Source organism: Paenibacillus sp. ov031 (assembly GCF_900143165.1).
GTDB classification, from domain to species: Bacteria; Bacillota; Bacilli; order Paenibacillales; family Paenibacillaceae; genus Paenibacillus; species Paenibacillus marchantiae.
In genome coordinates, this window is sequence record NZ_FRDO01000009.1 from 119,900 (window position 1) to 145,207 (window position 25,308).

General features: G+C 47.0%; 27 protein-coding genes. 7 read left to right on the forward strand and 20 right to left on the reverse strand.

Going from position 1 to position 25,308, the window contains the following annotated elements; all coding sequences use genetic code 11:
* Positions 1–147: 147 nt before the first annotated feature.
* The 5 genes from BUA17_RS27435 to BUA17_RS27450 all read right to left on the reverse strand — a co-directional run bounded on the left by BUA17_RS27435 (position 148) and on the right by BUA17_RS27450 (position 3,449).
* Positions 148–474 carry a thioredoxin family protein gene (locus tag BUA17_RS27435; protein WP_063566544.1) on the reverse strand — a complete coding sequence of 109 codons (327 nt, stop codon included), beginning with the start codon at positions 472–474 and terminating at the stop codon, positions 148–150.
* Positions 475–558: 84 nt separating this feature from the next.
* The gene (locus tag BUA17_RS27440) at positions 559–1,467 is read right to left on the reverse strand and encodes an aldo/keto reductase (RefSeq protein ID WP_072735574.1); all 909 of its coding nucleotides are present in this window, start codon (positions 1,465–1,467) and stop codon (positions 559–561) included.
* Between the two features lie 180 nt (positions 1,468–1,647).
* Entirely contained in the window at positions 1,648–1,821 is a 174-nt protein-coding gene (locus BUA17_RS31390; RefSeq protein ID WP_161490622.1) for a hypothetical protein, read from the reverse strand.
* A gap of 227 nt (positions 1,822–2,048) precedes the next feature.
* The gene (gene gpmA / locus BUA17_RS27445; protein WP_063566542.1) at positions 2,049–2,792 is read right to left on the reverse strand and encodes a 2,3-diphosphoglycerate-dependent phosphoglycerate mutase; all 744 of its coding nucleotides are present in this window, start codon (positions 2,790–2,792) and stop codon (positions 2,049–2,051) included.
* A gap of 72 nt (positions 2,793–2,864) precedes the next feature.
* Positions 2,865–3,449 carry a DUF420 domain-containing protein gene (locus tag BUA17_RS27450; protein ID WP_170867957.1) on the reverse strand — a complete coding sequence of 195 codons (585 nt, stop codon included), beginning with the start codon at positions 3,447–3,449 and terminating at the stop codon, positions 2,865–2,867.
* Between the two features lie 375 nt (positions 3,450–3,824).
* Here BUA17_RS27450 and BUA17_RS27455 point away from each other — a divergent pair, with 375 nt between their 5' ends.
* A complete protein-coding gene (locus tag BUA17_RS27455; RefSeq protein WP_072735575.1) occupies positions 3,825–5,015 on the forward strand; it encodes a cation:proton antiporter in 1,191 nt (396 codons plus the stop codon).
* A gap of 141 nt (positions 5,016–5,156) precedes the next feature.
* On the opposite strand, the gene BUA17_RS27460 is transcribed toward BUA17_RS27455, so the two are convergent.
* The 10 genes from BUA17_RS27460 to BUA17_RS27505 form a co-directional block, all read right to left on the reverse strand.
* Complete coding sequence (locus BUA17_RS27460; protein ID WP_063566540.1) at positions 5,157–5,642, reverse strand: DedA family protein; 486 nt, start codon at positions 5,640–5,642, stop codon at positions 5,157–5,159.
* Between the two features lie 13 nt (positions 5,643–5,655).
* Positions 5,656–6,201: a CDP-diacylglycerol--serine O-phosphatidyltransferase gene (gene pssA / locus BUA17_RS27465; protein ID WP_063566539.1), complete on the reverse strand. Its 546-nt coding sequence runs from the start codon at positions 6,199–6,201 to the stop codon at positions 5,656–5,658.
* A gap of 20 nt (positions 6,202–6,221) precedes the next feature.
* Positions 6,222–8,027, reverse strand: a complete 1,806-nt coding sequence (locus tag BUA17_RS27470) for a sensor histidine kinase (RefSeq protein ID WP_143038168.1) — start codon at positions 8,025–8,027, stop codon at positions 6,222–6,224.
* A complete protein-coding gene (locus BUA17_RS27475) occupies positions 7,976–8,656 on the reverse strand; it encodes a response regulator transcription factor (RefSeq protein WP_064640631.1) in 681 nt (226 codons plus the stop codon). Before BUA17_RS27475 ends, BUA17_RS27470 begins: the two co-directional genes overlap by 52 nt.
* A 243-nt stretch (positions 8,657–8,899) precedes the next feature.
* Entirely contained in the window at positions 8,900–9,712 is an 813-nt protein-coding gene (thiD, locus tag BUA17_RS27480) for a bifunctional hydroxymethylpyrimidine kinase/phosphomethylpyrimidine kinase (RefSeq protein WP_063567104.1), read from the reverse strand.
* A 104-nt stretch (positions 9,713–9,816) separates the two neighbouring features.
* On the reverse strand, positions 9,817–10,515 hold the full coding sequence (locus BUA17_RS27485) for an ABC transporter permease (RefSeq protein ID WP_063567103.1): 699 nt from the start codon (positions 10,513–10,515) through the stop codon (positions 9,817–9,819).
* Positions 10,508–11,431, reverse strand: a complete 924-nt coding sequence (locus BUA17_RS27490) for an ABC transporter ATP-binding protein (protein ID WP_072735576.1) — start codon at positions 11,429–11,431, stop codon at positions 10,508–10,510. The genes BUA17_RS27485 and BUA17_RS27490 overlap by 8 nt, the downstream gene beginning before the upstream one ends.
* 129 nt (positions 11,432–11,560) lie before the next feature.
* Positions 11,561–12,487, reverse strand: a complete 927-nt coding sequence (locus tag BUA17_RS27495) for a sensor histidine kinase (RefSeq protein ID WP_240321527.1) — start codon at positions 12,485–12,487, stop codon at positions 11,561–11,563.
* Positions 12,488–12,489: 2 nt separating this feature from the next.
* Positions 12,490–13,209 carry a response regulator transcription factor gene (locus tag BUA17_RS27500; protein WP_072735637.1) on the reverse strand — a complete coding sequence of 240 codons (720 nt, stop codon included), beginning with the start codon at positions 13,207–13,209 and terminating at the stop codon, positions 12,490–12,492.
* A 135-nt stretch (positions 13,210–13,344) separates the two neighbouring features.
* Complete coding sequence (locus BUA17_RS27505; RefSeq protein ID WP_072735577.1) at positions 13,345–14,187, reverse strand: DegV family protein; 843 nt, start codon at positions 14,185–14,187, stop codon at positions 13,345–13,347.
* A 305-nt stretch (positions 14,188–14,492) separates the two neighbouring features.
* On the opposite strand from BUA17_RS27505, the gene BUA17_RS27510 reads away from it, so the two are divergent.
* The 4 genes from BUA17_RS27510 to BUA17_RS27525 all read left to right on the forward strand — a co-directional run bounded on the left by BUA17_RS27510 (position 14,493) and on the right by BUA17_RS27525 (position 17,830).
* Complete coding sequence (locus BUA17_RS27510; RefSeq protein WP_072735578.1) at positions 14,493–15,269, forward strand: ABC transporter permease; 777 nt, start codon at positions 14,493–14,495, stop codon at positions 15,267–15,269.
* The gene (locus BUA17_RS27515; protein ID WP_072735579.1) at positions 15,266–16,066 is read left to right on the forward strand and encodes an ABC transporter permease; all 801 of its coding nucleotides are present in this window, start codon (positions 15,266–15,268) and stop codon (positions 16,064–16,066) included. The genes BUA17_RS27510 and BUA17_RS27515 overlap by 4 nt, the downstream gene beginning before the upstream one ends.
* A 22-nt stretch (positions 16,067–16,088) precedes the next feature.
* Positions 16,089–17,057, forward strand: a complete 969-nt coding sequence (locus BUA17_RS27520; protein WP_064641149.1) for an ABC transporter ATP-binding protein — start codon at positions 16,089–16,091, stop codon at positions 17,055–17,057.
* A gap of 95 nt (positions 17,058–17,152) precedes the next feature.
* A complete protein-coding gene (locus tag BUA17_RS27525) occupies positions 17,153–17,830 on the forward strand; it encodes a succinylglutamate desuccinylase/aspartoacylase family protein (protein WP_072735580.1) in 678 nt (225 codons plus the stop codon).
* A gap of 114 nt (positions 17,831–17,944) precedes the next feature.
* Here the strand turns inward: BUA17_RS27525 and BUA17_RS27530 are convergent, their stop codons facing one another.
* From BUA17_RS27530 to BUA17_RS27550, 5 genes are all read right to left on the reverse strand, one after another.
* On the reverse strand, positions 17,945–18,352 hold the full coding sequence (locus BUA17_RS27530) for a MerR family transcriptional regulator (RefSeq protein ID WP_063567097.1): 408 nt from the start codon (positions 18,350–18,352) through the stop codon (positions 17,945–17,947).
* Positions 18,353–18,376: 24 nt separating this feature from the next.
* Positions 18,377–19,858, reverse strand: a complete 1,482-nt coding sequence (locus tag BUA17_RS27535; protein WP_072735581.1) for an alpha/beta hydrolase family protein — start codon at positions 19,856–19,858, stop codon at positions 18,377–18,379.
* Positions 19,859–20,031: 173 nt separating this feature from the next.
* The gene (locus BUA17_RS27540) at positions 20,032–20,478 is read right to left on the reverse strand and encodes a FixH family protein (RefSeq protein ID WP_063567095.1); all 447 of its coding nucleotides are present in this window, start codon (positions 20,476–20,478) and stop codon (positions 20,032–20,034) included.
* 17 nt (positions 20,479–20,495) lie between these two features.
* Positions 20,496–20,948: a disulfide oxidoreductase gene (locus tag BUA17_RS27545; protein ID WP_063567094.1), complete on the reverse strand. Its 453-nt coding sequence runs from the start codon at positions 20,946–20,948 to the stop codon at positions 20,496–20,498.
* Between the two features lie 310 nt (positions 20,949–21,258).
* A complete protein-coding gene (locus tag BUA17_RS27550) occupies positions 21,259–22,893 on the reverse strand; it encodes a copper amine oxidase N-terminal domain-containing protein (RefSeq protein ID WP_348537086.1) in 1,635 nt (544 codons plus the stop codon).
* Positions 22,894–23,224: 331 nt separating this feature from the next.
* Between BUA17_RS27550 and BUA17_RS27555 the strand changes: the two genes are divergently transcribed.
* Together BUA17_RS27555 and BUA17_RS27560 are read left to right on the forward strand one after the other, a co-directional pair.
* A complete protein-coding gene (locus BUA17_RS27555; protein WP_063567093.1) occupies positions 23,225–23,431 on the forward strand; it encodes a hypothetical protein in 207 nt (68 codons plus the stop codon).
* Positions 23,432–24,043: 612 nt separating this feature from the next.
* Positions 24,044–25,147: a stalk domain-containing protein gene (locus BUA17_RS27560; protein WP_072735582.1), complete on the forward strand. Its 1,104-nt coding sequence runs from the start codon at positions 24,044–24,046 to the stop codon at positions 25,145–25,147.
* The last annotated feature ends 161 nt before the right edge of the window (positions 25,148–25,308 follow it).

Sequence of the window (25,308 nt, forward strand, 5' to 3'; positions counted from 1 at the left end):
CAGGTTGCCATTTTTAATTTGCACAACCTCATCAACAAGCCGATTTTCTCTTCTACCTTTACACCCCTCCCCCACAGCAAAAACACCCCCTATCAGCGATAGGAGGCGTTTCATATAACTACTGCGAACTAAACGAACTGATTATGGTTATACCTTGGACTCCAAAGTTTGCAGGTACTCCGAGATTTGAGCAGGCGTTTTTGCCCATTTGCTGTGCAGATGTGCAATTTTCTTGCCGTTCTGGAATACGAGCAGGCTTGGAATGCCGCGTACACCGTTCTCTTCAGCAAACGGCAGGAACTCTTCTGCATCGAGGGCATAGAAGGTTTTATCCGCATGCTGATCGATAACGTCCCCGATAAAGCGATCCAGGTTTTTGCAATCCGGACACCAGGTTGTATCAAATTTAATGACGGTCATTCCGTCAGAATTAATTGTATCGCGATATTGTTGTTCACTTTGAATTCTTTCCATATGTCTTCTCTCCCTTATTTGATTCTTTATGGTTGACCTTCATTGTACCTCGTATAGTTACAATTGAAAATAGGCTGCCAACGTTTAACGGTGCTGCTTGTAGAGATTGGCGGGACTCAGCTCCCGTATTTCGTTAATCTCCGCAGCCGTAAGTGGTGCAGATTCCGAAGCAGCGATATTATGCAACAACTGCTCTCTCGAACTGGCACCTGGCACGACAGCGGCAACAGCCGGATGCGCCAAAGCATAACGAATGGCCGTTTGAGCCATGCTGCGATTGTCTGTAACCAAACGGCCCAGGCCTTCTCGTATAATGTGCAACTCCTCAGGAGTATAATCCAAATAACCCTTATCTGCCTTGGCAGCACCAGAATCAGCGAGAACCCCACTTGCCACAGGTCCACGAGCGATAACGCTAATGCCCTTATGCTCCAATAAAGGCAATACTTCCTCTTCGGCTCGGCGATCCGCAACGCTGTATTGATTCATCACGCTGACAATGGAAGCCCTCTGCACATATTCACGAATCACATTAGGCCGGATGGAGGATATGCCGTAATACCGGATAAGACCTTCCTGCTTCAGTTCCTCAAAGGCTTCGATCGTCTCTTCAATTGGATCATCCAGAGTGCCACCATGCAGTTGATACAGATCGATATAATCTGTCTGCAGCCGTTTCAGGCTGTCTCGTACAGCCTGTTTGATATAAGCTTTGGACGGGTCCCATGACCAGCCTTCTTTTCCCGGTATGCGACGATTACCAACCTTGGTTGCCACAATGACCTGATCCCGGCGTCCCTGGATGGCCTGGCCCACGATTTCTTCGTTTAATCCTGCATCATACAGGTCAGCGGTATCCAGAAGATTAACGCCACGATCCAATGCTTCATGAATCAAGGCTACGGCAGGTTTCACTTCGGTTCCAAGCGACATACAACCTAGCCCAATTTCACCAACCAAGAGTTCGGATGAACCCAGACGATTTTTCTTCATATGTTGTACATCCCCTTCCATACGTTCTGCAAGTTTCCATTGTATCATTCTTGCTAGCAAAAATCGCATGTATCATTCTTGCTGGCAAAAATCGCATATGACATATAAGCGCACACAAAAACCCGGGACCATACCAGCTCCGGGCTTCTCATGCTAATTGACTCTATGCCAATATCTATTTTAAATCACACGTGAACCTTTTTTGCTTCCATAAGACGGTTTTGAAGATGGACTAGAGTTTTTCATCAGTCCTGATACCGTACTGAACAGCTTATCCCTTGCTTCTTTATTCCTCATCAAATAAGTCACGCCTGCTCCAATGGCTGTTACAATAATTCCACTTTTTTTAGACATATGTTGTTCCTCCTTCAGGATTAATGTACATCGTCTCTTGCTTGAGATTACCCTGTGGGAGAAAAACGAAACGTCAGATGCGATGCCTTAAATTAGAGAATGGCTTATTACAGCGTAAAAAAGATGGCCCCTGAAATTGAAAATTCAGGAGCCATCTTCAAACATGATGTATAAGTCGAGATCATTGTTACTACTGTATAACCTGCTTAGTCATAACAATCGTCCTTTCAATCGGACGGTGGTGCGACATGAGTCATTTCCTCATGTTTGTAGGTGGAGCCATCCGCAGTCAGGTAGAAATGCCCGATCGGATGTAGATCTTCATCCAGTTCATAGACCAGCGGAATGCCTGTCGGGATATTAAGCGCCATTACGTCCGCTTCGGACATTTGGTCCAAATGCATGACGAGTGAACGGAGCGTATTCCCGTGCGCGGAGATAAGTACCCTTTTGCCCGCTGACACAACCGGTTTGATCTCTGCATTCCAATACTCCAGCACCCGCTTCGATGTATCCATCAAGTTCTCGGTACGTGGGATGGTGCAGCCCAGCCGTTGATACTTGTCCTGATCCTGAACATAACGATCATCAGTTTCGTCCAGTGCTGGGGGAGATACGCTAACGGAGCGTCTCCACTCCTTCACCTGATCCTCACCGTACTTCAGCGCAGTCTGCTGTTTATTCAATCCCTGCAGTGCACCATAGTGACGTTCGTTCAGTTTCCACGTCTTCGTGATCGGAATCCACATCCGGTCCATTTCATCAAGTGCAATATCCAGTGTTCGAATGGAGCGTTTGAGGACTGAAGCATAAGCGTAGTCAAAGTCAAAACCCTGTTCTTTCAGGATCTTTCCCGCTTTGCGCGCTTCTCCGTATCCATCGGTCGTCAGATCCACATCCGTCCAACCGGTAAAACGGTTCTCCACGTTCCACATACTCTGTCCATGGCGAATTAATACGACTCTGTACATAAGCGTGAATCCTCCTTCCATGAAACCATTACCCGCAAGGCGAGCCGGATATGCCCATGATATGTGAAATTATTAATAGTAAGGTGCCATCATCAGATATACAACTACACCCGTTGAACTCACGTAGAGCCAGATTGGCATCGTCCAGCGAGCAATTTTACGGTGTTTCTTCAACTGATTCGTCCAGCCCCATACCAGAGTGAACAGAGCCAGCGGCACAATAATGGCTGCCAGGATGCTGTGTGTGATCAGAATGAAGAAATAGATGGAACGAATGATGCCTTCCCCGCCGTATTTGGACGTTTCCGGAGACAAATAGTGGAACGACAGATACGTAACGAGAAATAAAAGGGTCGTTGAAAATGCAGCAAGGATGAAACGTTTGTGCAATTTCACATTCCGCTTGATAATGGCAATCAGGGCCGCAAGCAGGAAGATAAAGGTGAAGCTGTTGAAAACGGCGTTAAACCGCGGCAACACTGTAATGTCAAAGGCTACATCGCCTTTGTATCCGATCGACGGTGCAAAGAACAACAATAAAATAATGACATTGGCGATAATGGAAATGGTAATAATGAGACCTGCAAAATTTTTATTACTGGTCGGGGCAATCTGATTGGATTGAATGTTCGGGTCCCCTTTGTCCTGTTTGCCCAATGAAAAATCCTCCTCATATCCTAACTTCTATGTTCTATCTCATTATATCTTGCCATTTCTCGACTGTTAAGTGACAACACTCTGAACAAAAAGCCTCGTCAGATACCTTTAAAGTGCCCCCTTAAGGCCATTTTCATTAAAAGCCCACCATCACTGGTTTACCCCACCCTGTATTCATGGTATAATTAATGTAATTAATCACATACGCGTTGAACTGGAGGAGCCTGTCACCAAGGGCCCTCCTTGTCTTTTTTTAAGGCATAAAGCGGCACACTAACATACGCCGTTTTATGCCTTTTTCTGTTTTTAAGGCTGGAATGATCTTCCCTTGGGCTGGTTACCCTATAAACGCTATTACTGGAAGGGAGAACAACTATGGAATTTGTTTTGGTACTTGCACTCATTCTTATTTTCACCAAGTTGGCTGGAGATTTGTCGGTAAGACTCGGTCAACCATCGGTATTGGGCAAATTGATCGTCGGTGTTATTCTTGGACCTGCCCTGCTCGGCTGGGTTCAGCCGGATGATTTCATCCACTATATGGCCGAAATTGGGGTATTACTACTCATGTTCATTGCTGGGCTCGAAACGGACCTGGAGCAATTGAAGAAAAATTGGAAGGCAGCCTTTGCGGTTGCCGTGGGTGGTATCATTCTGCCATTCATCGGAGGTTATGGCGCTGCCGCTGCGTTCGGCATGTCGCAGACACACGCTTTGTTCTTTGGACTATTGTTCTGTGCCACTTCGGTCAGCATTTCGGTTCAAACGTTAAAAGACATGAATCAGCTCAGCTCTCGTGAGGGTACAACGATTCTTGGAGCCGCTGTCGTCGATGATGTACTGGTTGTTGTCATCCTCGCTGTCATGATGAGTTTGCTCGGAACAGGGGCAACCGATACTTCAATCCCTCTGCTCATTGGCAAAAAGCTGTTATTCTTTGTTGTCATTATCGCTGCCAGCTGGTTCCTTGTTCCACGGATCATGAAGTGGATGGCACCGCTGAAGGTCACGGAGACCGTTATTACAGCCGGATTAATCATCTGTTTTGGCTTTTCGTACTTTGCGGAATGGATGGGTGTTGCAGGCATTATCGGGGCTTTTGCGGCAGGTATCGCCATCTCTCAAACGAACTTCAAACATGAGGTCGAAACGAAACTTGAACCGATCGCGTACGGGATTTTTGTTCCGGTATTCTTTGTAAGCATCGGTTTGAACGTGACTTTTGACGGCGTGGGCTCACAGATCTGGTTCATTATCGTCATCAGTCTCATCGCCATTGTAACCAAGCTGCTGGGCGGAGGAGCAGGTGCGCGTCTGACCGGATTTGATCGCTCATCCTCCCTCGCCATCGGTGCAGGCATGATTTCCCGTGGGGAAGTTGCTCTCATTATTGCTTCCACTGGACTTGCTTCCGGATTACTCGACCCTGAGTACTTCACCAGTGTGGTCATCATGGTTATCGTTACAACCCTGGTTACGCCACCTTTACTCAAAATCACCTTTGCACGCAAAAAAGGGGAGCCACAGGTTGAAAAAGGCATTGAGGAATCCCATTTGAATGGGTGAAGCCAAATTTATTATCAGCTCACCGTGCATATTGCGGTGGGCTTTTCATTTTTCAAGGGAGTTTATTAAACACAACAAAAAAAGACCACTCCATTAACAAGAGGTCTTTATCCTCGCCAGTTCATAACAGGCTGTCCCATTTTAAGTTAACACACCTACATAAAAGCCGATCGATATAAACACAACACACCATATAAATGCCCCAATGCTGGAGAAAAGGACGTATCGTCCTATAGCCATACGGCTGATCCCGGAAAAGCAGCACATCAGATGACGAATGCCTGGAATGAAGTAGCCCAGTATGATGGACCAGTACCCGTATTTCAAAAACCAGGACTCCACCCTGCCCAGCCGTTTGGCGTTGACTCCGACCCATTTACCATACTTCTCAACCAGTGGCCGCCCGGCCTTCTTGCCAATCGTGTAACTCAGAAGTCCTCCAGTAAACGCCCCACCAAAACTGACAACAATGGACACCGAATAATTCAGCACCGAGATGGAGGCGAGATAACCGACAAAGGTCATCATCACCTCATCCGGAATAGGCATGCCAATCACGCCAAGAGCCAGCAGTCCGTAAATTGCGAAATAACCATATTGACCAATAAATTCTCTTGCAAATTCCATACTGACTCGCTCCTTATTTCGGTTCCACAATATCCTTCTCATGGGGGGCTAGCACTTGTTTTAGAGACGGGAATCGGATTTGGCTAACCATTAGACCGGATAATACGATAATGACAAGATAGGCTACACCATGAGTAAAATAAGGACTCCAGAGCGCGAAAAAGGACATAAGACCGCCTGCAAACGTAATCGGCATGCCCACAAAACCATGGCTTGCTGTCTTCTGGCAATTGTAACGGGCAAGACGCAATGCACCACAAACCGGGAATAATGCTGTCAGCGCCATACCCAGTGCACTTACCTCATTCATGGAGTTCAAATATAGAATCAACACGGGTGCGGTCCCGAACGAAACAACATCAGCCAATGAATCCAGCGCTTTGCCGAATTCCCCCTCGCAATGCAGCTTGCGGGCTGCAAACCCGTCAAACAGATCAAAGAACATGGCTACCCAGATCATCGTCACGGCCAGCGCAAACTCACCATGAATAGCCATAATGACAGCTAGCATGCCTGAAGTTAAGTTGCCCAACGTTAGAATGGACGGTAAAGATTTCATAGACTTGACTCCCCTTCGTACTAAGCATTAGGAAAAATAATATAAAAACGGACTCCGTCCGGCGTGTTCTCCACGCCATAACTGCATCCATGCAAATCGAGAATTTGCTTCGCGATGGCCAGGCCAAGCCCGGTCCCCCCCATTTTGCGATTACGCGAGCGTTCCACGCGGTAGAATCTTTCCCAGATGTACTGCCGCTCCGCTTCCGAAATCTGCTCACCCTGATTCTCGATGGAGATTCGAACCTGCCCTTCCGGCCTGCTGATCTCAATCATAATATCGGTCTTAGGAACGGCATGACGTATAGCATTCATCATCATATTGTAGAAGACTTGCTCCAACTTGCTGCGGTCTCCCTCAACGGTCTGCTCTGTGGTGGAGACCAGTACAACCTCCAGTTCCTTTTCCTTCAGTTGTGGACCCAGACGTCCGGCAATATCTTCAATCATATCTCCAAGAGCCACTGCATCGGTGTTCAGCTTAATCGCTTGGGATTCCAACCGTACCAGATCCAGCATCTCTTCGACCATCGTTTCCATTTTGACCGCTTCATCGGCAATGATCTCGATGTAACGCTCACGTTTGCTCTCACTGACTCCATCTTTCAACCCTTCGGAGTACCCTTTGATAATGCTGATAGGCGTTTTGAGCTCATGGGATGCATCGGCAAAAAACTCTCGTTGACGCTGTTCAATCCGCTGCTTCATCTCCATATCGGTACGCATCTGACTGTTCGCCTGCCTTAGTTCTTCCAAAGTCTGACCCAATGTCGTCGACAGCGCGTTGAGACTGTTGGACAGACTGCCAATCTCGTCATTGCGGCGGATGGGCGATTTCACCGTGAAATCCAGGGTGGACATCTTTTTGGCAACATGGTTCAGGGCAAGTAATGGTTTGGTGACAATTCGGGACAGAAGCAGTGAAAGGAAAACAATTAGCACAAATGCAGCAATACCAAAATACGCATAAAATAGTTGTGTAGCTTCACTCGCCTCCCTCATCTCCTGCAGGGACGTCAGGGAAAAAATGAGCTGTTGCTGGGGGCCCGAGCTGTGCACCGGAGCAATGGTAAGCACATTTCGTACACCACTCCAGCTATCGGTCCATTCCTCATTAATCATTTTTCCGTTGGCGAGACTGAGCTGGTCTTCCGTAGATAGTGGGAAGCGGCTATCCAGCGCCTGCACGAGCAGCCCCTGTCTCTGGCTCCATGTCCCCAGGTTGGGAAGAACAACGTCCTTCAATGTTCCTGACCATTCTTCTACCGGCTCTGTTAACTCCTGAAAATCTTCCGTTCCACTGACCACGGAGCTCTGATCCTTTATCCTGAGTGGATAAACCATAGGATCATTCATTCCACTTGCTGAGCCTGTAACGGTCAATTGCTGACCATACTTCAAGTGTGAAGCAAGCCATCCTGCGTTCTCGCTGTTGATAAACAACGACAGCGATATATTTACCTGCTTGCCATCCTCTTGCAGAAGCACGATGTGAAATGGGTCATTGACCAGCTTACCTGTATTCGTCAGGATGACTAGATGCGACTGATTCTGCCGCATGAACTTCCCGGTTTCCTTGGCCAGCTGCACATCGTTCCAATGTCCCGTGGAATATTGTTGTTCGAATTTCGTCAATTTTTTCTTAATGCTGCTGATCTTCTGATGCTGGTAAAAGTCCGGGAACCAGACGAGTTGGGCGATCACCGTTGTTCCATATAGAAGAAGCAGAAACCCGGCCATGACCAGAAACAGTTTCATCGTTACACCGTTACGTCTCATGCCTCGGCCTCGAATCGATAACCCGTACCGATAACGGTTCGGATACACTTGGCTTCATCCCCAAGTTTGCTGCGAAGCTTTTTGATATGGGTATCCACCACACGCGAATCGCCCTCAAAATCATATCCCCATACCCGATTAAGTATGGCATCACGGGACAGTACAATTCCCTGATTGCGAGTTAAATACAGCAGCAGGTCATATTCTTTGGGAGCAAGCTCCACTTCGATTCCATCCTTCTCAAGCCGCCGCGCCCAGGGATCAATTGTGGCACATCCAAACCGGATCACACTCTGCTCCTTGCTAACGGCACCCTCTACTCGCTTCATTAATGTCTCTGCACGTGCCACCAGTACACGAGGACTGAATGGCTTCGTAACATAATCATCCACGCCGAGCTGGAAGCCATGAATCTTGTCATCATCTTCGGATCGGGCAGTCAGCATTATAATAGGTACGGTCGACTGGGAACGAATATGCCCACAGAGGGTCCATCCATCCATTTCCGGCATCAGCACATCTAGAATGACTAGATCGACTTCATGCAGTGCCAGCAATTCCAGCGCCTCTACCCCATGTTCTGCTTCAATAACGTTCCATTGTTCTTTTATGAAATAATCGGCCACAATCTCACGAATGCGGCTTTCGTCTTCCACCAGAAGCACTGTTCTGACCATGGCCGACTCTCCTTTTAGCATTCTGTTGTTAACATAACGATTCCGTGTGTCGTCCGTGTGTCCAGCCATGTTCTGGAATGAACTCCATCTTATATACGATTAATATATACCAAAAGTTACTAAATCCCATACGTTTTTGCACAAAAAAGAAGCCGTCAACGAGCAAACCCCTGCTCATTGACAGCTACTTCCGGCTGAGACCACGTTTTTTCTCCGCGATTACACACTACATGTGCGCACCGCTTAGCGTTGATTCTCCAGTCGGTGTGCTACATGCAACGTTGGGCCAACAAAGCGGTTCAGCGGGAATCCGCCAGCAATCGCTTTGGTCACGAAGGCTTTACCTTCACGAACAGCCTCTTTCACAGTAAGACCGCGCGCCAAACCTGCGGTAATTGCCGCAGATGTGGTGCAGCCTGCACCATGTGTATATCCGGAGCCAACAACATCGGCTTCAAACCATTCGTAGTTCGTTCCGTCATAGAGAAGATCCATTGCTTTACCCGGGTTAATAACGCCTCTGTCCTTGATCAGGACATGTTTCGCCCCATGATCATGAATGACAGCTGCCGCAGCTTCCATCTGCTCCTTGGAGCGGATCAGTCCACTTTTCGCGAGCTGCGATGCTTCAAACAGATTCGGGGTAACCAGATCAGCACCCGGCAACAGGAATTCGATCATTGCTTCTGTATTCTCAGGTTGCAGCACTTCGTCCGTACCTTTGCAGACCATTACCGGATCGATAACGATCTGTGGCAGTCCGCTCCGGCGGATGTGCTTCGCAACCAATTCAATGATGTCTACAGAACCCAGCATGCCCGTCTTCATTGCATCAAAGCCGATGCCATCCAGAACGGTGCGCAGTTGAGCTTCGACTACATTTAATTCCACAGGAAAGACCTGGTGATCCCACGTATCAGGCTCCATAGCCACAACAGTAGTCAGCACAGTCATGCCATACACACCAAGCTCCTGAAAAGTTTTCAAATCTGCTTGAATCCCAGCACCGCCGCTCGTATCCGAACCAGCGATTGTTAATGTTTTTGGAATCGTCATGGTAGTTGCATTCTCCTTCGTCCTTCAGTTGACATTATCCTATCCCTTGTACGAGCAGATGTCAATGGCATGTGAAGCCATACGGAGTATGGTTTCCAAAGGAATCAGTTCACATCTTTTGTCTCCAGACGAATCATGGACAGCGAAGCAATCCACAGTCCGATCGCCCCCAGTGTTAATGGAATGAAGACGATAGAGTTAATTGACACAGAAGGTCCATTAAATCCGGAACACACCACAAGTACAAGCAGAATGGATGATACCAGTGTGGTCGTGACCGAATGTTTGCGCATTCCGAAGAATAGAGGGATCAGAGCCATGGCCGCAGCGGACAAGGAACTAATCGTGTACTTCAGCAGCAGTACCAGTGCATCACTCATCGTCAACGTGTCGGGAATGAAGGAGTAGAATTGGTTTGTGATAACCAGCAAGGCTCCCATCAGCAGATCGGTAAACAAAATCATCATAAAGGTAAAAATAAAGATGATAATCAACTTGGCAGCAATGATTTTCTGGCGCTTGATCGGATAGGTAAACATGACGTTCATCGTTTTATTTCGATACTCACTAATAATCAGTTTCGCTATCAGCGCACCGCCCAAGATGATAAATACGGCTCTGGCGAACGTATCTATTAACATGAAGGAGACATGGTAATCAGCAAAAGTATAATCTTCTGCCCCTTGGTCGGTGAATCCTATCATGATGAGAAACAGGATAAGGACGAGATTGGCGATTCCTGCCGTTCTGAAATTTCGAGCAAACCGATGTTTGCGCAGTTCCAGCTGGATCAGTTTAAGCAACGTCCCCATCCCCTTTCATTAAGCTCATGAAGTGTTCTTCCAATGAATGAGCACGTTTGAAAATGGATTCAATCTCAACGCCATGCCCGATCAGCTTGCCTGTCAATTCCGATGGAGCAATGCCTGGATCATAGATACGTACGGTATGGTCATCGATCATTTTATAATTTTTCAACCCTAGCTGATGTTCCATCACATAGGTCGCTTTACGTGGGTCCAACGTTTGCAGCTCAATGTACTCGCTGTGGCTCCCACGAATGCTGTCCATGGATACTTCTTCAACCAGACGCCCATTTCGAATGACCCCAACGGTGTCTGCAACCTGCTCAATTTCCCCGAGGATATGGCTGGAGATCAACAAGGTAATGCGATACTGGGAGCTGAGACGTTTGAACAAATCGCGCATCTCCTTGATGCCTACGGGATCGAGCCCGTTAATCGGTTCATCCAGAATGAGCAGTTCCGGTGTTGTGATCAGCGCACGAGCGATGCCTAGACGCTGTTTCATCCCCAGAGAAAAGTCACGAACAGGCTTCTTGCCAGTATCCTTGAGACCTACATTTTCAATCATGTCGTTAATGACCTTTTTGTTATGAAACCCCATGTATTCACAATGGAGATCCAGATTTTCCTTGGCGGACAGATTATCGTAGAAAAAAGGATATTCAATGATGCTGCCCATTCGTTTCAGCAATTCATAAGAAGTAGGCGTGAGCTTTTCTCCAAACAATTCAATCTCGCCTACAGTCGGCTTCACGAGGTTGGTGAGCATCTTCATCATCGTCGTTTTCCCCGCACCATTCGGACCAAGAAACCCGTAAATCTCCCCTTGCTTGATACTCATATTGACGTTCGATACAACCTCTGCCCCTGCATACGTCTTAGTCACACCTATGGTCCGCGCAATATAGGTCATGTTCTTTATTCTCCTTTACGTTCGTCCCTGACGAGTTCTTATATCTGTATTGTAAAGAGAAAAGTCTTCTTTTTTATTAATCAAATCTTACAAAAACCTTAAGCTTATCGTGAAAGGTATAAATTGCGCCTAACAAGGTTTCAAAGAAACCGAAAATACAGTTCGTACAAAAGGTACGCTATGCAACTCAATACTTCCACCCATCCGCTCCACCAGCCGCTTCGTAATGGTCAGACCCAGACCACTTCCCTGATAGAGACGATTACGGGAATCCTCCAGCGTATACATACGTTCAAATACACGGCTGTGCTCCTGTTCAGGAATGCCCTTGCCTCGATCCCAGATGCTAAGTGTTACTTGTTCGCCTATTGAATACTCCAGTGAAAGGCCAAGCACCTTGCCATCTGCTCCATATTTCATGGCATTGGTGATCAAATTATCCAGCACACGGTCCAGTGCTTCCTCATTGCCTTTCACAAAGACATCGCTTTCCGGAATGGACAGCTCCACTTGCAGACCCAGATTCGTTAACATGTCATAAAAAGAGATCATCTTCAAGCGACACAATTCGCTTACATTGACCCTAGTCAGAGCAAGCTCGTTATCCCCCGACTCCAGCTTTGCCAGGTCAAAAAAGGAATGAATCAGACGCAGCACCTCCTGCGCTTTATCCTGGATTTTGCCAGTCATGATTACGCGTTCCTGATCGGTTAAGGAAGTGCTATGCAGCAGCGTTTCACTATAACCAAGCACAACCGTAAGCGGCGTCTTCAGATCATGTGAGATATTGGAGAGCATGTTGCGCATCTCCTTCTCCTGATTGGCATAACCCGCCTCAGCCCGATGTGCATGATCCAGCAGCTGATTCATGTCCTTAAGGAGCTGGCTTATCTGGGGGTCACTGTTAAAGACGAGCAGGCGTTCAAATGTGTTCTTATCTATAATAGAGGTCAATTTCTCATGTATGTAAGTTAGATGGGTACTACGTTTATGCAGCCTTACGCTTAATAGAATGACGATAAGAGCCAATATCCCGGTTGAAAAGGCAAAGATCAACGTCACGCCGGGTCCACCTCCAGCTTATAGCCGATACCCCACAATGTTTTAATATACCGGGGGTTGGAGGGGTCAACTTCCAGCTTCTCGCGCAGACGACGCATATGAACATTAATGATATTTTCGTCGCCATAATAATGATCATTCCAGACAGAGGCGTAGATTTGAGCCTTGGTAAATACTTTGCCAGGGTGGGTGATAAACATTTTGAGAATACCAAATTCCTTGGATGTAAGCTTTACAGGTATGCCATCACGCTCGACCTCATACGTTTCCGTATCGACCACAAGTCCGCCAATGTGAATGCGCTGTATCTTCGGAGCGACCACAGTTGCAGGCTGTGCGGTATAGTTGGCACGACGAATAGCCGCCTTGATCCGAGCTGTCAGCTCGATCAGCGAGAATGGTTTGCTCAAGTAATCATCAGCGCCGAATCCCAGGCCGAGGGCTTTGTCCACCTCTCCGTCCTTTGCAGACAGGATGAGCACAGGCACCAGACTGGTGGCACGGATGGTCTGAAGCACTTCCATACCATTTTTATGTGGCAGCATCAGATCGAGAATGACCAAGTCATAGCCTGACGGTGATTGGCTGAATTGACGTTCCGCCTCCAGTCCGTCATATGCATAAGAGACGTCATAGCCCTCTTTTTCCAAATAAGGACCGACCATTTCACTAATTGAGCGATCATCTTCAACAAGCAGCAAGCGATAACTTGACACGCTATTCCCTCCAACTTGAACGTTTTCCTTTATTACCTCACAGTTTGCATCAATTGGCAATGAAATACGAAAAACCCGGCAGGTTCGCCACTTCATGTTTCAAAGTGAACCTCCTGCCAGGTCTCATTTACAACCTTATACCGTCTCGCTTCGTATCCAGCACAGTCCAATCGTGCCCGCACCTGCATGAATTCCGACCACAGGGATAAAAGGCATAATTTCCGTCTTCAAGCGGGGAAGCAAATCTGCAATCTGCTGTTTGATTGTAACGGCTTCTTCCTGATTGTTCGCGTGCATGATACATACATGCTTCACTTTCCCCATATCCACCTTGAGCACATCCAGCATACGCTGTTTGGCCCGTTTGAACGTACGAATTTTCTCATTCACAACCACTTTGCCCTCTTCGAATCGAAGCAGCAGATGAATTTTCAACAATTGGCTAAGAATAAGCTGGGTTCCCGACACACGTCCACTGCGGTGAAGATGCTGAAGACTGGCCGGAATGAGGTAAAAGGACATGTTATCTATCATCTGTTCGATGTGAAGTTTGATCTCGGCAGCTGTATGGCCTTGCTTCTGCCATTCCAGTCCTTGCAAAATCATCTCCCGCAACGGATAAGCGCCTGCTCTGGAATCGATGGCGGTAACCGTCACACCTGCGATCTCGGCAGCCTGCATTGATGTGTGCAGCGTACCGCTAAGCGCAGTGGAGCAATGAATGGTAATGATCTCATCGTACTGGCCCTTCAACGACTCATACAGTTCAATAAATTCACCAATCGGCGGCTGTGAACTGCTTGCACGTGAAGCCCCATCCAGTTTCTCATAGAATAATTCCGACGAGATGTCTTCTGTCTCCCGATAACATTCCTCTCCAAAAACGATCCGAAGAGGTACGATGTACACATGATTCTGCTCAGCAAATAGCGGATCGAGTGTGCTCGTACTGTCCGTGACCCATGCAATTTTACTCATTCCAACCTTCTCTCTTGCCGGATTGTTGAAGCTGTATCCTCAATCGTCAGGCACATGCCCGGCGGATTATTTAAAATTTGAATAGTTCATATTGTAAACGTTTGCGTCGTTGCCCCCCAATTATAAAGGAACGGACAAACCACTGTCTTGTGGCGCATTGTTGAACAGCCTCATTTCTTCCGGTATATGCCAAAAAAATGTCTTGCCTGTGAAGGAATATATTGGTATGCTGTTGTCCTTCTCTCTTTTTCGCCTTGACTGAAGTGAACGGAACCGCCGTTCAACCAACTTATCGGAGGTGTCACATGCTTTATTTCACTCTGGCTTCCAAAGCCTACTCCCGGAACCTGCAATACCGCGGGGCCCACGTGGTACATAACCTGGCAAGCGCCATGTTCGGTTACATGTATGCCTGTCTCTGGATTGGCATCGGGGCCGACCACTCTCTCGGAGAATACGGGACACAGGGGATGGTCAGTTACATTGCGTTTACGCAATCCTCTCTCTGGATCTCGGGTTTTCTCACCAATGGACTTGGTATTCCACTCACGGTCAGGACAGGGCAGATCGCGCTTGATCTCATGAGGCCGGTTCATCTGTTCACCCACCTGATGGCACGTGAATGGGGGCAGATTGCCTACCAGTTCGTGTACAAAAGCATTCCGATTTACTTGCTCTTCTCCATCGTATTTTCTCTGCAATGGCCCTCAGAAGCTTCAACCCTGCTATTTGCCGCAATTGGTCTTGCCGGCGCATCCTATTTATCCATCTGTATGAATTACATTATTGGCGCCACCGCGATGTGGACTACGGAGTCCTCCTGGCTGCATTGGGGCAATCACGCCATGATGAATCTGCTTGCTGGTTTCTTCATTCCGCTGGAATGGCTGCCAGACTGGCTTGAACGAATTGCCTGGTTATCTCCCTATCCTTTCCTGCTCTATGTCCCGACCCGAATCTATCTGGGTTATGAAAATGGCTCCTTGTTATGGGGAACCTTGATTTGGTGCGTCCTCATGACATTCGTCTGTCTGGCGATCACCCAGGTATTGCGCCGTAAAGTGGAGGTGCAGGGCGGATGAAAACAACTTCCTGGCTCACTTTATATAAAATGCTCATTCGAACAAGCATCCGCAGTCGGATGCAATATAAGTTCAATTTTGTCATGGCCTCCGTTCTGGCCGCATTGATTCAAATCTCCGAGTTTCTGATGGTTGCTCTGGTGCTGCACAAATTCGGAGCCATTAAAGGCTGGTCCCTTCATGAAATTGGTTACCTCTTCGCGATCATGACCCTATCCAAGACACTGTATCGAACGTTTGGCAACGAAGTGCATCATCTGGAAAAGTATCTGGTCGGCGGCGAACTCGATCAACTGTTAACCCGTCCTATGCCCGTATTGCTGGCCTTACTGCCACAAAACTTCCGCATCATGGCTGGTGAAGTGTTACAAGGCGGGTTTATTCTCTGTTGGTCTCTGGCAGGCATGATGCATAGCGGACAGATCGGTTGGACTGTCATCCCCTTCTCTCTGCTCGTCATCTTGACCGGTGCCATCATTCTTTTTTCGATTGGGCTTGCCACGGCAACGCTTGGATTCTGGACCACACGCATTGAGGAATTGCAGACGATCACCGAGGATGCGGCGCGTACGGCTGCCCAATATCCGCTGACGTTGTATCCCAAATGGATGTCTGGCATTCTGCTGACCGTAATCCCGGTGGGTTTCGTCAACTATGTTCCGTCACTCTATCTGCTTCGCGGCGAACTAGGTGCGTGGGTTCTTGGTGCCATTATCGTTGTAGCCGTCCTGAGTCTGGCCGCAAGTCTGCGTTTCTGGAAATTCGGTTTAACCAAATATCAAAGTACAGGTAGCTAAGGAGGAGAGTATCGTCATGACTATGATTACAGCGAGGCATCTGCAAAAGGAGTTCAAAACCCCTGTGGTACGCGAGGGCCGGTTCTCCGGGCTTCGAACCTTGTTTTCACGTGAGTATCTGTCCAAGGAAGCGGTTCGAGACATTAGCTTTGATATTGGCAAAGGAGAATTTGTTGGATATATCGGCCCCAATGGGGCTGGCAAATCCACCACGATCAAAATGCTGACGGGCATCCTTCATCCGACCTCGGGTGAGGTGTTGCTCGGTGGTATGAATCCACACCAGGAAAGACGCCGTACGGTTGGACGTCTCGGTGTTGTGTTCGGACAGCGCAGCCAGCTCTGGTGGGACCTGCCCGTGAAGGATTCGTATGATATTCTGGCCGAGATGTACGGAGTTCGTGCGGAGGACAAAACGAAACGATTGGCCCAGTTCGCCGAGCTGCTGGATCTGGAATCGTTCTGGGCTACGCCTGTCCGCAAGCTCTCGCTTGGACAGCGAATGCGTGCCGACCTGGCAGCTTCCATGCTGCATGACCCGGAATTGCTTTTTCTCGATGAGCCGACGATTGGACTGGATGTGAACGCAAAGCGGAACATACGTCAATTTCTTCGTACGTTAAATGAAGAGTTTGGCAAAACGATTTTGCTGACCACTCATGACATGGACGACATTGAGCAGCTATGCAGTCGGGTGATGGTGATCAATCACGGTCAACTTACGTATGATGGCTCCATCCCCTCTCTGCGCGAAACCATCGGTCTGCCAACGATTATTCGAGTTACGTATCGCGGTTCGTATCAAATCCCGGATGTTATATCATCCGCCATTCAAATTACAGGGACAGAGGGCCAGATCGTCATTATTGAAGTAAACCGAAAAGAATGGAGCACAATGGACATTCTGAAACAGCTCGAACAATGGGGCGAGATTGAGGATGTCGAGATGAAAGAACCGGATTTCGAGGATATTATTCATCGAGTGTACTGACTGGCCTATTTTATTCAGAACTGGATCAGGGCCTGTTCAAATGCCGTTACATGCGGGAAGGACATAACGTACTGTAATAGCGGAGGTGAAGTGTCATGCTTGTTACCAAACACACACTTGCTGCATCCAGTGCACACGCCACTCCCTATTACCTCGTTCGAGGCACGAAGCCCGGACCCGTTATCATGATTACATCGGGAGTTCACGGAAATGAAACCGCGAGCATGGCCGCTGCGCAGAAGCTGGCTAATGACTGCATGGCAGGGCGTCGACACGTGGCTCGTGGACTCCTCATTATTATTCCACGAGTGAATCAGAAGGCTTATCGAAACAACAGCCGAGGAAAACCTGATTTAAATCGCACCTTCCCGCGGCATATTTCTGGCAAAGCCAAACATCCGCTTGCTTCCGCTGTCTTTCGGCTTGCTCGTCAATATGGACCTACCTGGTGGCTGGACCTGCATGAAGCCAATGGATTATCCCAACGCAGCTCACGGGTACTAGGACAAACTCTGATTACCAATCCGGGCAGCAAGGCTGTTCCGGTATGCAAACGAATTATAGGGCGAATGAATCGGTCGATTCCCATTCGTGACAGGCACTTCAATCTGAAGCAACACGAGTTGCCCGGTTCAGCACGAACAGCCGCAGCTCGCCTGCTTCAAGCCCGCTCGGTTACCGTGGAGACCTGCTGGAGTCTGAACCGATCAGACCGGATCAAATACCAGACAGAAATTGTGCACCATTTCCTGCGCGAAGCAGGCCTGTTTTGAATTGCTTGAATCGTTATGAAGAGCCGGAAACATAAAAGACACCTTCAAAGATATCTCTCACGCCAAACGCGTCAGCGATGATCTATGAAGGTGTTTATTGGTTACAGGGTTATCTTATGAATTGCCATCTTCCTTGTTGATCCGGAAAGATTCAATGTAATTGTGAATATCATGCTCTGGCGTCAGGAGCAGCCCAGCAAGAAGTGTCTGCATCTGCTGCAGGTTATCGATATGCGACTGAATCTCTTCAATTCGGTCACGTACAAGTGTTTTAAGTGCTTCACTCTCCATGTCCTCTTGACTAAGCAGCTGTAACGTATCCTGTATTTCTTTTAAAGAATAACCCAGCGATTGAGCATCCTTAATGAATTTGACCTTAACCAGATAATCCTCGGTATACACACGATATCCGTTGGACGAACGACGGGGAGCAGGCAGAATTCCACTGTCCTCGTAGTACCGGAGCGTTGCCATGCTCACACCCGTACGTTTGGCTAACTCTCCTCTTGTCATGGTTTTCATGCTACTCCTCCATCCATCTCCGAGTTATTCCGCCTGATTGCTCCGCAGCTTGGTATACTTGTTATCATAAGTGGCCTCGGGAAAACGGTCTGACGACCCTTCCAGCAAAGGCTGCTGCTCTTCTCCCTTCAAGTAACGGTCAAAGAAGGCCAATGTATATGATCTTGTAATGTCCACATTATGCTCTGGTGTTATGCCTTTGGCAAACAGTTTAGGTGAAATTAACGGAATATCCGTGAAACTCTGATGGAAGAAATGATCCACGGTCAAGTAATACGTATCATTGAGACTGCTTGTCATCACCCGATCCAAATCCGTTTCAAACTCAGGATAAAACACTTTATCCTTGGCAGTGGCGTTCGGGTCAAAACTTTTGGCTGTTCCACCTGACATGATATACATAAACGGCTGTTTCAAGGCTGAAGTGGATACGCTCCCCCAGAATCCGCCTTCCAAACTGAGTCCTGCTTTGAAACGGCTATCCTGCGCTAGTGCTTCCGCTGTTGTCGCACCACCATAAGAGTGACCAAAGATACCGACATGATCCAGATCAAACTTGCCTTCGAGCAGTTGATTCGGATCATGTTTATTCCACTGGGTGAGCGTATCCAGTACAAAGCTTGCGTCAGCTGCACGAATGCCAACACCTTCTATATTATGTTGATACACTTCCTCTGACGTTAGATCTTCAGGATCCGGCTCATAAGAAGCAACATGTCCATCCGGGAATGTCACTTGAGCTGAGGTATACGGATGGTCGATCCCAACAACAATGTAGCCGTGGCTTACCAGTTCCTCAATCGCGGTCATACTTTGAAAGCGTGCAGAGCGTATTCCAGGTGAAAACAGCAATACTGGATACTTGCTCTGTGCGGCAGACACCTCAGCGCCTTTGACCACATGCGTGGGAATCGTATCAAGATAACTGAACACCACCGGTGGAATGCCAAATACGAGACTGATCGCCTCTCCCAACTCGGCAGGATAATGCTCTAGCGGTAATCCTTTGGCTGTTTCCTGATCTACAGGATACCAGACATTAATCATAAGTTCTCGCTTATCACCCGCTTCAGCCGTCTTGGTCTCTTCCCGAGATTCATCCGTTAACTGCTGCGAATAGGTGCCTATGGCGAATGAACCTGTCGGTTCAGGCATCGTGAATGCAGGGAAAAGCGACGTTAGCACCATTGAACCTGCACTGAGAGCCAGCACCAGAATAGATGCCAAGATGGTTTTGAACCACGAACGACGTTTCGGTTTTTGTATGTTCTGCATATTGCGTCCGGACTTCCACAGTTGAATCGCCAATACAGTCAGTAAAACAAGGGCTACGATATAGGTGGGCAACAGCTGCACACGAAAACGATCGATTACCCCATGCAATAGAATAACCAGTGCCAATGCCGACAACGTACCCACTTTCACTGCCCGACGTTTGGGAGCCATCAACATGACGACTGCGCTAATAACCGTCACAATGACCAAAATCCATTCCAAAATTCTCATCGTTCTTACCTCCAACATGTTGTAATACATCAAGGATAAACCTTGAAGTATACTTCAAGGTCAAGGTATAAAAACGAGAAATTTACAATCACGAATTACACATGCAAAAACCCGATAAATGACGCGGCCGGAAGTGGCTTGTACGTAAACATTATCGGGCTGTATTCATCGATTTATTCTTCCACAGTTACCTTCGTTCGAGGCATGGTGTGCATTGCACCAGCAGTAACATGGACCTGTACGATATAGACTCCGGATTGCTCAAACGCGTAGCTTGCTTCGTACAATCCTTCACCTGCTGATTTCGCGGTGATGGCCCCCTTGGCTTCAAGCTCTTCTGCACTCATCATGCCTTGTTCCAGAGATGGTGCCTCGGGTTCATCCTGTTCATTCCAGATCTGAAACTGTACACGGTCCGCATCATTCACAGGCTGCCCCCCTTGTGTAAGCTGGATCTGCAAGGAAACATTTTCCTTAATGGACACCTTGTCCGGTACCATGAGCTTCACCTTGATCATCTCCGGCATCTCACCTGACTGGAGCTGCTTCTGTTCCGAACACCCCACGATCAGGAGGATCAGAATGATGAAGGGCATGAACCAACGGACTTGTCCGCTCATCAATCATCTGTCCTTTCTTATAAAGAAGATTTTGGTGTTTTGCCAATTCCCCACAGCATAACAATAATGATGATAAATGCGATCAGTGCAAGTAACGGAATCGTGATAAAACCAAACCAGTTCAAATAATCGGTATAACACGGAATTTGTCCGCATGCCACTGAACTACCTGTAGCCGAGTAGATACGCTGAATTGTAACATGATATAACGAGATTCCGCCTCCGATGAAACTAAGCGGAAGAACATATTTGGTAATGCCCACGTCATCCTTGAAGTAGGCAATGCCCAGTAAAATCGTTAACGGATACATGAAGATCCGTTGGAACCAGCACAGATCACAGGGGATGTATCCCTTAATCTCACTAAAATAAAGACTGCCCCCAGTCGCAATGACTGATACGGCCCAGGCAATAAACAGACGAGTATCAATATGTTTTGCCCGTCGCTCAGGCTTTGAAGCTGTGTCCATCCGCTTGAACCCCCTTTTCTTGTTTGATCATACCGAATAATAATACAACATACATGACTCCAACGGGCTAGTGAATCCGATTATGTACAGTCCACCACCGTACCGTGATCAATTATACGTTACGGCGAGGTTGCTGGCTCCCTCAATTATACCAAATTTTTGAATATTTTGATGTGGCCTTTTTGCGTCCATGTGATGCAGATTGGATTGCAGGTTCACCAAGTAAGATGAAGGTAAAGGCGCTGAAATGAAAACGAAAAAAGCTGCCGTATGGGGCAGCTTTTTTCGTTCTTCTTTTTATAAATAGTGATTACATGGATTTAGTCAGTGTGATGGAGCCATCTTTTTGCGCCCATTTTACATCCCAGCCAAGAAGCTCAGCGATGAAACGCAGTGGCACTTGTGTACGTCCATCTTTGTTAACAAAGACTGTTGCGCCCACATTTTTCTTCATGCCGTTCACTTCCATAACATTGTTGTTCACCCAGAACTTCAGTGCATCATTGCCAGCCATTACAGTTACTTGTTGTGCTTTTTTATCCCATTTCACGGTTGCACCAATTCCTTCGCTCAAGAAGCGCAATGGAATGTAGGTTGTGTTTTTCCAGAGCATTGGCGTGGTGTCCATGTTGGTTGTTTTGTCATTGATTTTCAGCGTTTTGCTGTTCAGCTGCATCCATACAGTTGTTGTCTCTGTTTCAGGCATTGTCGGTGTAGTGGGTTGCTCTTGGAATTTATCATTGAATTGCGTGACAATTGCATTACCCAAGGCTTGACCTACACCAAACATAACTTTGAATCCTTCACGGTTGGTCGTGTACGAACCTCCGTAGTTAGCCGCAGCGTACTGATCCAATACTTGTTGTACTTGCTTCTCATGTGTAGTCAATGCTTGCTGTCCGGCAGCTTTTGGCAAGTTACCCGCTGTTGCGGAATCCAGGAATGTCGCGAACTCCGTTGTGAATCCGTCAATACGTTTCTCGACAGCTGCACGAGCGGTTGCATCATTGTTTTTAACGGCTGTTACATAGTCGCTTTGTGCATTCACGTGGTTGGTTACCCAAATTTTCTCGAACGCATTGGCACCGTCATTACCGTAAATGGAAGCGATCGCTGCTTTGAAATCCGCTGTGTTTCCAGCTTCAGCTGTAACCAGTGCATTGGATGCTGCTGTGCGGCCATCATATTGTTCTTGCATCTGCAGAGCCGACAGAGCGAAGTGCTCGGAAGCCAAGTGGTTCAGTGCAGATCTCAGATCAGCTGCTGGTGTGTCCGCTTTGCTGTTCTCGAATTTCTCAGGCATTTGTGTTGTGATTGCTGTGGAAAGTGCTTTACTCACGTCGAACATTTCTTTGAAACCTTCACGGTAAGCTTTGTATGCATCTGTATAGTCACCTGCTACATATTCATCAAATACTTTTTGCACGAGATCTTCATGTACTTTCAAAGCATTTTTGGCTGCCGCTTTTGGCAATTTGCCTTCCGTTGCGGTGCTGAGGAATGTAGAGAATTCTTCTACAAAACCGTTAATATTATTCTGTGCCTGTTTGATTCCAGCCTGGTTACCCATCTTAGTTGCTTTCACAAGATCATCTGTATATTTGTTATGAGCGCGGAAGATACGTTCGAATTCTTTGGCTCCTGCATCACCGTAAAGGGAAGCGATTGCCGGCTGCATATCCAATGCATTTTGGTCGAGTGCTTTGTAAGCTGCGTCTGCATCTTTTGCTCCGTCATATGCCTTCGCCATTGCGGTTACTGCGAGTGCAAAGTGTTCGGATAACAGGTGATCCAGGCTCGCTCTCAGGTCAGCAGCAGGTGTATTAACACTTGCCTTCATTGTAGTCATTGGTGTCTGTGGTGCTGCAGCAGCCCCGGCGATTCCCGGCATCAATAACGTCAAGCTCAGCATGGGTGCGATAAATTTCTTCATTTTCATTTTCATTACGTGTTCACTCCTCGGTTAGTTTTGTTTATCCTTTGTTTCCTCGTCGTCGTCTTCATAGGGTGTAACGCAGGGTTCTTCAATCTGGATCACCTCTCTGGGCAAAAAAAATTGCAGCCTCCGTCCAGGAAAGCCGCAAATACGCGCCACAACAAGGTTTATCTCAAATTTAAAAATTTAAAATTATAGTGATTCGCTCCATTCAGCACTGCATACATACTGTAAGTGAAGGACTTTATTTTCCTTAATTTATCAATAAAAAGCTTACATCCAAGGTAAACTTGAAGTACAATGAACAGAACAATTGATTTCAATGAAGGAGGTTCATCGCATGACATTGCTGCCCTATATTTTAATTATTGGCATTGCCCTGTTCGGTGGAATTGCTACCATGATCATCGGGAATTCGAAAGCGAATCAGACCAGCAACCCCGAATATGATCGCAGGACCAAGCAAAATCTGAGCAAACTTACTTATGTATACGTTGGTGCCATCGTTCTCGGCATAGGCGGTTTCGTCCTGTATTTAGTGAACTGAATAGCGCTTACTCTCAGCAAAGTACATGTCTGAACTTTTCGAGTAATTTTAAAATTTCGTTGTACATATGGGATGGTTTGGCGAACCATTCCCCTCTCTCTTATGATGGCCAAGAGTCCACGTATCACCCACAAATGAATTTGTTCATAAAGACTTTTCCTGCTGAAAAACTTACCTTCCTGCGTGTATCCCTGCTCAAAATCATCTACATTCTCTCCCATTTCTCTCTCCTTGCTTCTCCAACATCTATAATGTGAATGCTCTCCTCTGTAAATAACAAATTCCAAATGCCAAGATCCTTACACATGTTTACAAGTTGGAGATAATTCAGAATTATTCTGGATATGTTCAGCGGGTAATATAAAGCCATAAGGACAGCAAGCCATTTTAAAAAACAAAATATATAAGTTGAATCTGACTTTTACACCATAACGGAGAGGGCAGAACCAATCTGAAGAAGCGTAGCGTTCGCCTTTATCCCCGGATTTCCCCCTTATAAAAGGATTCAAGAAAATCTGGGGATAAGAGCGATCGGAAGTTGGTACTGCACTCGGAGTGGTAAGGTGTAAATCCCCCAAATCAACTTATATAAACTAAAGGAGAGTTATACACATGAAGAAAAACTTCAAGAAATCCGCAGCAACGATGATGGTACTGGGCATGACATTAACAGGAGCAACGGGCGTATTCGCAGGTACACAGCTGGAGAAAATCTCGGCATATCTCAACCATGGGATCAGCTTCAATGTAGACGGTGCGGCGTACTCACCAACGGATGGTAACGGCAAGAAACTGGCTCCAATCACTTACAACAATTCAACTTATCTGCCTGTACGTGCCATTGCTGATGCGCTGCATGTACCTGTATCGTATGACGGTAAAAAAGGACAGGTGATCATCGGCGAAGCTACAAGCAATCCTTCTACATTGAGCAATGTGAGCTATAGTGCAGCGCAAAAAGAAGCCATTCAAAAGGCGTTTGCACAGTTCGACGGCTTCGAGACAGCATACGCTCCTCAACAGATGATTGCAGGTGATACGTTCAAAAGTGTAGGTGCTGGCGGCGATGGAGTAAGCTTTACTTTTAATCATATGAAAGTGGATGTGTCTCCAAGAGACTATTCGGACGGTTACAATAGCAAAGATGTAAAACTGTCCAATGGTGTCACAGCCAAATGGTACACACCCGATCAAACGGGTATGCTCACGTTCAAACTGGATGATCGTTATGTCACAATAAGCTCACCTGACCATAAGCTGTCTCAGGCTCAGTTGCAGCAAGTTGCTGTATCTGTGCAAAAGGTTCAAGGCAATGATCAGGGCGTTACGGGCTTCGCTGATGTGAAATATACCCAAGAACAGTCAGCCGCCATCCGCAAAGCCTTTGCGAAATTCCAAGGATTCGAGACTGCTTACGCACCACATCACATGATTGCCGGAGATTCATTCAAAAACGTAGCTGCTGGCGGCGATGGTGTAAACTTTGTCTTCAATCACATGAATGTCACTGTGTCGCCTAAAGACTATTCCTTCAGCTATGACGGTAAAAATGTTAAATTGCCAAACGGCGTTACCGCCAAATGGTACACACCGGATCAAACCGACATGCTGACATTCAAACTGGATGATCGCTATGTAACCCTTAGCTCGGCAAATAATGCATTGACTCACACACAGCTGGAGCAAATGGCTGTATCTGTGAAAAAAGTGAAATAACGGCTAATTCTTAGAAAATCAACTAACATAAAAATAAATATTTATATCAAGACACATTGAAGTTCTCTATAAACAAGTGAGACTTCGATGTGTTTTTTTCTTATGTAAAAATCATCTGTACGGTCAGACAACAAATTTCATTATATTGATCCAATAAATGC